The 6,561-nt window shown below is 66.5% G+C and carries 7 protein-coding genes; 4 read left to right on the top strand and 3 right to left on the bottom strand.

The window, feature by feature from the left end; all coding sequences use genetic code 11:
- Nucleotides 1-130: 130 nt before the first annotated feature.
- Complete coding sequence (locus ACFHW1_RS28270) at nucleotides 131-952, top strand: hypothetical protein (protein ID WP_416616611.1); 822 nt, start codon at nucleotides 131-133, stop codon at nucleotides 950-952.
- 23 nt (nucleotides 953-975) lie between these two features.
- Here ACFHW1_RS28270 and ACFHW1_RS28265 read toward each other — a convergent pair whose 3' ends face one another.
- The gene (locus tag ACFHW1_RS28265) at nucleotides 976-1,689 is read right to left on the bottom strand and encodes a GOLPH3/VPS74 family protein (protein ID WP_416616609.1); all 714 of its coding nucleotides are present in this window, start codon (nucleotides 1,687-1,689) and stop codon (nucleotides 976-978) included.
- Complete coding sequence (locus tag ACFHW1_RS28260) at nucleotides 1,686-2,138, bottom strand: hypothetical protein (protein ID WP_416568166.1); 453 nt, start codon at nucleotides 2,136-2,138, stop codon at nucleotides 1,686-1,688. The genes ACFHW1_RS28265 and ACFHW1_RS28260 overlap by 4 nt, the downstream gene beginning before the upstream one ends.
- A 341-nt stretch (nucleotides 2,139-2,479) precedes the next feature.
- Between ACFHW1_RS28260 and ACFHW1_RS28255 the strand changes: the two genes are divergently transcribed.
- A complete protein-coding gene (locus tag ACFHW1_RS28255; protein ID WP_416568165.1) occupies nucleotides 2,480-3,754 on the top strand; it encodes a helix-turn-helix domain-containing protein in 1,275 nt (424 codons plus the stop codon).
- A 2-nt stretch (nucleotides 3,755-3,756) separates the two neighbouring features.
- A complete protein-coding gene (locus ACFHW1_RS28250; protein WP_416568164.1) occupies nucleotides 3,757-4,281 on the top strand; it encodes a flavoprotein in 525 nt (174 codons plus the stop codon).
- Nucleotides 4,282-4,586: 305 nt separating this feature from the next.
- On the opposite strand, the gene ACFHW1_RS28245 is transcribed toward ACFHW1_RS28250, so the two are convergent.
- Nucleotides 4,587-5,432, bottom strand: coding sequence for a helix-turn-helix domain-containing protein (locus ACFHW1_RS28245; RefSeq protein WP_416568163.1), 846 nt, complete (start codon nucleotides 5,430-5,432; stop codon nucleotides 4,587-4,589).
- Nucleotides 5,433-5,613: 181 nt separating this feature from the next.
- On the opposite strand from ACFHW1_RS28245, the gene ACFHW1_RS28240 reads away from it, so the two are divergent.
- Nucleotides 5,614-6,465 (top strand): NAD(P)H-binding protein, encoded by an 852-nt coding sequence (locus tag ACFHW1_RS28240; RefSeq protein WP_416568162.1) that lies wholly within the window; start codon nucleotides 5,614-5,616, stop codon nucleotides 6,463-6,465.
- Nucleotides 6,466-6,561 lie beyond the last annotated feature (96 nt).

Raw genomic sequence — 6,561 nt, 5'->3', positions numbered from 1 at the left:
GATCGAAGTTTTCAACGATCTGGTCAAGAACGCAGTGTCGCCATGATCACTTGATCCCGCCAACGTAAGCTGCTGATGACATTTATATTCTTCGGATCAACAGAGCGAGATCATCAGAAATTGGGATAGAATGAAAACCATTTCCATAATATTCGCAGCACTGGCCGGACTCACTGGCATCACCCTCGGTTCATGGCTGGGATGGCAGACCGCAGGATCGAACATCGAAACAAGAGATGCTATCGACATTGCCAAGATTGCCTTTCCCGATGTCGAGGTAGGCAGCGAAGTAACCAGAGATGACTCATTATTCACGTTTGCGCCAGCCCAGAGCAACAGTTGGAGCACCTTAGTCGGTGGCGACGGCTATACTGCCGGCACAGTTACCATCCCTCTACCTTTTGGTCCGGCGTCGACCCCCAACGATCAGACGATCTCCGACGGCGCAGACCGACTCACTGCTGCCGGATGGAGCGTCACAAATTTTCGCGCCAGGGGTGGCTATGACGCGTTTACCGCAAACCGAGACGATGTGGCAGTTCGCCTATCAGCGCGTGATTCCACAACGTTCGCGATGGAGGTAGGTCGCTCCCAGCCAGCTTTAGTCTGGCCATTGATGATTGCCGGATTCGCCATCGCTTCGACTACCACATTTCTAGCCCTCCGTCGTTTCGATTCCTACACAAAGGAGCGCACCACCGTACGGATTCTCACCTTTTCGTTGCTCGGCTCCGCCGCAGTCCTTCTCGTACCCGTCCTCGCGGTGGGTGCACTTGCCGCAGGCTACGCCTTTTTCACCGGCAGCAATCCGTGGGCGCCACCATGGTTGGGCTTTACCATGGTCGGCCTACGCGCCATTGCATGGCTCGCTGGGATACTCGCCATCGCAGCTCTCGTCGTCGCAGTTGCTCCGCAGGCACGGCGTACAACGGCAGCCCAAATGCAGCACTGACGGACAGACCTCCGAGATCGCGGTCACCGCCGGCTCCGTCCGCCGGCGGCGGCAAGACGCCGCACCAGCTCGTCGACCCCCGGCGGTACGGGCGTGAGCAGCTGCCGCAGCTGCCGACGGGCAGTCAACGTGTCCACGCCGAGGATGTGGCCGCCGAGTCCGGTCGCCACACAGAGTCGGGCCAACGTGCTGTCGTGCGCGCTGAGGCGGGTGCGGCGGCGTACCCGCATCGACAACCGCGCCCACGGCCAGGCCGCGACGTTCGTGTCCACCGGCGGGTATGCGGTGTCCCGACGCCACCACCAGCGGCGGACCGTACGGGACCGGACCAGCCCGGCGACGGTGAGCCGGTCGGCGACGCTGCGGTACGCGTGCCCGGCGAGCCGGTCGATCCAGGCGGCCGGTGGGTGCGGTGTGTCGGTGTCGATCCAGCGCAGCACCGTGCGGCCCCACGGGTCGACGGCACCCGGCGCGGCCGTGCCGGTGACGACCTTGCCGGTCGCGGCGACCGTGACCGCGCCGACGTAGGCCAGGTCGGCGAGGATCGCGGCGGCCAGCCCACGCCCGACAACCCTGGTCGGCACGCGCGGCTTGCCGGTGACGTCGTCGTGGGCGATCAGGAACAGTTCGTCGGCGAGCCGACCGGTCGGCGGCAGTGGTACGGCCGGCTCCGCCAACGGTGCCGCTGCGGGTGTCGTGGTGGACCAGTCGCGGGTGCAGGTGCGGTAGACGGTCACCGGCCGGCCCGCCTCGTCCAGGCCAGGAACCGGGTGAACATCTCCCCCGGCGTCGCCTCGGCCGGCAGGTCGGCGATCGCCTCGACCATCCGTTCGGCCGCGTACATGCTGCGGGAGATCGGGTCCAGGTTCGCGGTCAACTCGGCCCGCGCGTACCCGCAGGGCCAGTCGACCTGCGGCCCGCACCCGGAGCAGGACCAGACCGGCCGTACGGGCACATGCAGCACGTCGTCCAGCCCGGTCACCGGTGCTGCACCCCGGCCTGGTTGCGCCACCGCCGCCCGCGCGGACCCGACCGCGACAGCGGTGGTGGTGGCGGCGTGGTGCCCCAGGTCCGGTCGATCGGGGCGGTGCAGTCCCGGCAGGTCAACGTCTGCCCGCACACCGGGCACCACCGGTGCCGACACCGACACGAACCCACCAACCAGGCCAACGAGCCCGACCAGCACGCCGACCACTGTTGTGAGGAGGAGGCACAAGACGTTCTCCAATCTCCGTACGGGTTTGGGGCTTGCCGCCGCCAGCGACGGGGACACCGACGGCGGCAAGCGGTTCGTGGCGCTGGGCGGACGCCGATCGAACCGTAAATACAGTGGACGTCGCGGTTGTCCCGGCAGAAGCGGTAAGGGAGGGGAACTGATGCGCGTTCCCGGGAAGAGAATTGGGAAGAGGGATTCCCACCCGGGCCGTGAGCCTCGGTCAGGTCGAAGTGCGCTCGGCTGGCCGTGACGGATCGGGTCAATGCCTCTACGCTGGGCCGTGGGCCGATCGTCCGGACGGGGGTACGCCGATGAACGAGTTGTTCCGCGCCGCGAGGGAACGGCAAGGGCTGTCGCGCCGGGAGCTTGCCGATGCCGTCAACATTGTTCGGCACGGCGATCCTGAGCGGGCCGCTCGGGCGGCTTTTGACGCCAACCATGTGGGAAAGATCGAGACCGGCAAAGTGCGTTACCCGGACAACGAGCTGAGACGCGCTTTGCGGAGCGTGCTCAAGGTCAACAGTGACGAGGAGCTGGGCCTTCGCCCGCACCGCCGATTGCGGAACAGCGGCAGCACATCAGCAGCGGGATCGTGTGGCCCGGCGGCGTACTCCACACCGACCAGCCAGCTGGCAGCTGAGCTGCGACGGCGGCAGATGTTCACCCCCGCTGAAGCGGCGGGTAGCGGCGGAGTGGATCTTGTGCAGTTGCGGAACGCTGTCGGTGCGGCGCACCTGGCCTACCAACGGGCGGAGTATGCCGACCTGGTGAGACTGCTGCCTGATCTCGTTCACCGAGCGGACGGTGCCGCCCGGCGTGTTGCGGAGCAGCACCGCGCACTCGGCATCCTCGGGGCAGCCCACCTGGCGGTGTCCAAGCTGGCCCTGAAGCTCGGTGATCCCACCCTCGCCTGGGTAGCGGCCGACCGGGCGCTACGCAGTGCGCAACAGGCCGGTGCCGACAACCTCGCAGCAGCCGCCGCCTATTCGGTGGCGTGCGCTCTGCTGGCCTCCCCCGGGCACGTCGCGGACGCAGCAGACGCAGCGGCTGAGGGACTCGCCCGGATACCTGAGCAGTCCAGTCCTGCTGCCCTGTCGGTCAGCGGATCATTGACGTTGCTACTGGCACTCGTCGCCGCACGGCGCGGCAAGGCGAAGATCGCGCTCGGTCACCTGGACGACGCAGCAGTTCTGGCCGACCGACTCGGGAAGGACCGCAACTACTTCTGGACCGGTTTCGGCCCGACGAACGTGCTGATCCACCGGGTCACCACCGCCGTCAACGTTCGCCAGTTCGACACTGCGGTCGAGCTCGGTGAACGCATCGACACGTCGACCCTGCCGCCATCATTGGTGAGCCGGCGAGCTCAGGTCCACCTGGACCTGGCTGCGGCGTTCACCGCGCAGCCGGGCGGCGACCCGTCAGCGCTGCTGCACCTTCTGGCGGCCGAGCGCACCGCACCTCAGATCTTCCAGGTGCACGATCAGACCCGCACGCTGGTCACCGCCATGCTGGCCCGGGAACGTCGCGCCGCCACACCCGGCCTGCGCGCCTTGGCGGTGCGCGCCAGGATCAATGCCAACTGATCATGACTGGCACCGGCAAACCGACGCTGTACCTGGTTTCCTCCGCCGCTCCGCCGATTCGCAACATCGACGAGTGCGTCGCCCTGTTGCAGGCCGACGGATGGTCGGTGTGCCTGATCGTCACGCCTACTGCGGCGACCTGGATCGACACGGACAAGCTCGCATCCCAGACCGGGTTTCCGGTCGCGTCCCGACTTCGCGCCCCTGACGAGCCCGGAACACTGCCGCGCGCCGACGCCGTCGTGGTGGCACCGGCGTCCTTCAACACGATCAACAAGTGGGCCAGCGGAATCAGCGACAACTTGGCGCTGGGTGTACTCAACGAGGCCCTTGGCACCGGGCTTCCGATAGTCGTCTCACCGTACGCAAAGCCGGCCCTCACCCAGCATCCCGCCTACCAAGCATCCGTCCGGACCCTGTCATACGTCGGCGTCCAGTTCACCGAGGACGAAGCTCTGAAACCACCAATTGGAAGCGACAGATTTCGATGGGGTGTAGTTGCCGAAGCGTTCCGCGCCACCGATTGATCACGCCTCCGCTGAACAGCCACCAGGACAACGCCTCCGCATTCAACAGTTGATCAACGGACCGCCGCCCACGTCGACCGGACGTGTCCCAACCCGCCAACCGATCCAGCGGTAGAGACACCGTGGCCGCACACCTAACCGAAGTTCAAGAGCAGATGACGTAAATACTGGCCTGCACCGGCGTTTCGTACGGTTCTACGTCATCTGATCTTGAGTCGGCTTCCCTCTGTATAGGCTGGTCCAGAATCCGTCGATCAGCACGGTGGTGTCGGGTGCCACGCCAGATGTCCTGTAGTGGGAGCACATCAGTGGCGACGGGTCATGATCTCGGTGCCGAGGACGGTCAACAGTCGCAGCTTGTCTGCCGCTTCGCTGCCAGGTGCCGCTGTGTAGACGACGATGCGCAGGTCGGCGCCGTGCGCCGACAGCACATCGCAGTCGAGTTCGACTTCGCCGACGTGCGGATTGTCGACGGTCTTTCGTTCGCTCCTGTGGTGCGCGACGGCGGAGCCTTCCCACAGTCGCGCGAATTCAGGGCTCGATGTCCGCAGCGTGCCGATCATGTCCTTCAGTTCGCGGTCGGCAGGGTAGCGCGTCGCCACGTCGCGCAGGTCGGCCACGAGTGACGCCTTGTGCGCCTGCGGATCCGGATGCCGCACGCGTCCCGTGTCGTCGTGGAAGGTTCGCCACACGATGTTCGCCGACCGGAGGTCGCGGTCGTGCCACTCGTCGCCGGTCAGCGCGGCCCACACATCGTTGTGCTGGATGAGGGTCCAGGCCGCGTCGAAGACGGCGATCGGGGTGTCGGCGAGACGGTCGAGCACGCGCTGCACGCTGGGGCCGATGTGCCGGGGCACCAGTCCGCCCGGTTGGGGCGCGTGCCCCGCCAGGCGGCAGGCCAGTTCATACTCAGCGTCGGACAGGCGCAGCGTTCGTGCGAGCGAGCGCACGATAGCGACGCTGGGATGCGCGCGGCCCTGTTCGAGGCGTTTGATGTAGTCCGGTGAGATGCCAGCGAGCCAGGCGACCTCTTCGCGGCGCAATCCCGCCGTCCTGCGCGTGCCTGACCTGAAGGGCAGGCCCACGTCTGCCGGCTGCAGGCGGGTGCGCCAGGAGCGCAGCACCGCCGCGAAGTTGGGTGCGTCGTGCATCACCCCATTGTCGGCCTTCTTCCCGGCCTTCGATCGATGCGTGGGTGGCCCGAAGTGGGCCAGGCTGCCGCCCGGAACCGGTGCCAAGGTCGATTCCTGGCACACCTGGCGGCCCCAGCAGCACCTTCGCCGATCGGGACGGCGAACTGCCCTGGTAATTATCACCACGGAAGGAACACACATGTACCTCATCACCGGAGCGACAGGCAACGTCGGCAACTTGCTTGCACGGCAGCTGCACGAACAGGGTCACCCGGTCCGAGTCCTGGTGCGCAACCCTGCCCGGGCGGCCGACCTGCCGGCCGAGATCGAGCGCGCCGTCGGCGATCTCGACAACCCCGACGACGTGGCCAACGCCGTCAAGGGCGTGGACGCCGTCTTCCTCATGCAGGTGGGCAGCGGAACCGACCAGACCAAGGTCATGATCGATGCCGTGCGCAACGCCGGCAACACCAGGATTGTCCTGCTGTCCTCGGTCGGTGCACGGCTGATGCCGATCAGCGACAATCCCGTCATCGGTGGAGCCCTCGCGGCGCGCGAGGACCTCATGCGCGAGTCCGGGCTGGGCGTCACCTACCTGCGCCCCAACGGCTTCGCATCCAATGCCCTGTGGTGGCTGGACGGCATCCGCGCTGGCAAGGTCGTCGACCCCACCGGAGAGGGCCGTCTGGCGGTCATCGACCCCGAGGACGTGGCCCGCTGCGCCGCCATCGTGCTCACCGAAGACGGGCACGTCGGCAAGGGCTACACCCTGACCGGGCCAGAAGCACTGACTTCTCGTGAGCAGGTGGCGACAATCGCCGCGGTGACCGGTCAGATGATCGACTTCCAGGAAGTCACTCCTCGCGAGTTTGCCCGGGCGCAGATCGCCAAGGGTGTGCCCGCCGAGCAGGCGCAGGCATTGGAATATCTGAACACGGTGTTCCGTAAGGGTCGCGCCGCCTACGTGACCGACGATGTGCGGAACCTCACGGGCCGGGCGCCAGGGACGTTCCGCGAGTGGTGCGAACGCAGCGCAGACGCATTGCGCTGATGCAAGACCCAGTGCGACCGGGCTCCCGGACACCATGTCAAGCCCCGGGTTTGATGGAGAGTTGGTTAGCTGGTTTTCAGGGGTGCGGTGACCGGT

Origin of the sequence: Micromonospora sp. LOL_014 (genome assembly GCF_048060245.1) — a bacterium.
Lineage (GTDB): Bacteria > Actinomycetota > Actinomycetes > Mycobacteriales > Micromonosporaceae > Micromonospora_E.
This window is presented reverse-complemented; position numbering and strand designations above follow the sequence as displayed.

Coding starts and splice junctions, on each gene's coding strand:
- ACFHW1_RS28270 (WP_416616611.1), top strand. CDS start 131: ATGAAAACCATTTCCATAATATTCGCAGCACTGGCCGGACTCACTGGC.
- ACFHW1_RS28255 (WP_416568165.1), top strand. CDS start 2,480: ATGAACGAGTTGTTCCGCGCCGCGAGGGAACGGCAAGGGCTGTCGCGC.
- ACFHW1_RS28250 (WP_416568164.1), top strand. CDS start 3,757: ATGACTGGCACCGGCAAACCGACGCTGTACCTGGTTTCCTCCGCCGCT.
- ACFHW1_RS28245 (WP_416568163.1), bottom strand. CDS start 5,432: ATGCACGACGCACCCAACTTCGCGGCGGTGCTGCGCTCCTGGCGCACC.
- ACFHW1_RS28240 (WP_416568162.1), top strand. CDS start 5,614: ATGTACCTCATCACCGGAGCGACAGGCAACGTCGGCAACTTGCTTGCA.